Below are 1,418 nucleotides of genomic sequence, written 5' to 3' on the forward strand. Positions count from 1 at the left end.
CCCCCGCCGGTGAGCAAGAGATGTGATCACTGAAGGGATGTCGTGCCCGCTGCGGGTTGGCGTGAGCACTCGACCATTAGGCCGTTGATTTCTCTTGCGTGGCTGCCGGACTCAGACCGTGTTGACAGGCTGGAGTGCGAGCGATCGTGTTGTTCGTCGGTGATGACTGGGCGCTGGACCACCACGATGTGGAGATCCAGGATCAGGCGGGGCGGCGGCTGGGCAAGGCCCGGCTTCCCGAAGGCGTCGAGGGTGTCGCCCGGTTGCACGGGCTGCTCGCGCGGTTCCTGCCCGAGGACGCCGAACCTTCTCAGGTGCTGATCGGGATCGAGACCGATCGCGGTCCGTGGGTGGCGGCGTTGGTCGCGGCCGGCTACCGGGTGTTCGCGGTCAATCCGCGGCAGGCGGCGCGGGCGCGGGACCGGCTGGGGGTCTCGGGGGCGAAAAGCGACGCCGGCGACGCGCATGTGCTGGCCGATCTGGTCCGCACCGATGCCCACCAGTTGCCTCAGGTGGCCGAGGACAGCGATCTCGCCGACGGGGTGCAGGCCCTGACCCGGGCGCATCAGGCCTTGATCTGGGACCGGGCAAGGCATGTGCTGCGGCTGCAGGCCACGTTGCGGGACTACTTTCCCGCCGCGCTGGAGGCGTTCGCCGATCTCGCCGAGCCCGAGGCCCTGGAATTGCTCGGCAAAGCTCCCGATCCCGACCGCGCGGCCCGGTTGTCCCGCTCGCAGATCGCCGCCGCGCTCAAGCGGGCCCGCCGACGCGACATCGAGGGGAAGACCACCGCGATCCAGGCCGCCCTGCGCGCCCCGGCGCTGGGCCGCGGCCCGGTCCTGACCGCGGCCTCGGCCGCGGTCACCCGGTCGTCGATCTCCGTGATCAGCGCCCTGACCACCGAGATCGCGCAGCTGGAGACCGAGGTGAAAGCCCATTTTGGACAGCACCCTGACACCGGGATCTACCTGTCCCAACCGGGACTCGGGCAGATCCTCGGCGCCAGGGTGCTCGCCGAGTTCGGGGACGACCCCCACCGCTACGCCTCAGCGAAGGCCCGCAAGAACTACGCCGGGACCAGCCCGCTGACCATCGCCTCCGGCCGCAAACGCACCGTCCGGGCCCGGTTCGTGCGCAACGACCGCCTCGTCGACGCGCTGACCCGGCAAGCGCAATCAGCACTGCGGGCCTCACCCGGAGCACGCGCCTGCTACGACGCACTCCGAGCCAGAGGCATCGGACACCAGGCCGCACTGCGCCAGCTCGCCAACCGGCTCGTCGGCATCCTCCACGGATGCCTCACAACCAGCACCCACTACAACGAAGCAACCGCCTGGCCACAAGCCACCACAACCAGCCAAAACAGACAACAACCCGCAGCCGCTTGACAAACAAAACCCAGGGATGTCTTCACGGAC

Annotated in this window: 1 protein-coding gene; it reads left to right on the plus strand. The window is 69.2% G+C overall.

Annotated features, from left to right (window positions below; all coding sequences use genetic code 11):
* Positions 1 to 146: 146 nt before the first annotated feature.
* Positions 147 to 1,388, plus strand: coding sequence for an IS110 family RNA-guided transposase (locus EIZ44_RS44385; RefSeq protein WP_134734611.1), 1,242 nt, complete (start codon positions 147 to 149; stop codon positions 1,386 to 1,388).
* Positions 1,389 to 1,418: the final 30 nt, after the last annotated feature.

The sequence above is a fragment of the Amycolatopsis nivea genome (assembly GCF_004522235.1).
GTDB classification, from domain to species: Bacteria; Actinomycetota; Actinomycetes; order Mycobacteriales; family Pseudonocardiaceae; genus Amycolatopsis; species Amycolatopsis nivea.